We start from the raw sequence: 230 nt of genomic DNA, 5'->3' as shown, positions 1-230 counted from the left end.
AGGGCATTCATGGCCTGTGGGAATCGCGCATACCGGTGCTGGTGGCAGATAAGGCTTTTAACTACTGGGCGGGCAAAGCCACTTATAAAACAGATGGGCAGGACTTTGCATGGGAAATTATTATAAGCAGCGCGCTGGCGGCCGATACGGAATTAAGGCTGGAAAAGGAATTAGGGGGCCCCTCCCCGCCGGCGCAGCGTTATGTTTATGAAAAAGGGAATGGCGTGCTG

1 pseudogene is annotated in these 230 nt (G+C 53.5%); it reads left to right on the top strand.

Going from position 1 to position 230, the window contains the following annotated elements:
• Positions 1–230 (top strand): annotated as a pseudogene (locus KVT36_RS32445) (S1/P1 Nuclease); the annotation flags it as partial.

It is taken from the genome of Chitinophaga sp. GbtcB8, from assembly GCF_019091455.1.
Taxonomy (GTDB): Bacteria; Bacteroidota; Bacteroidia; order Chitinophagales; family Chitinophagaceae; genus Chitinophaga.
The sequence above is the reverse complement of the archived record's forward strand: the minus strand, read 5'-3'. Positions and strand labels throughout refer to the sequence as shown.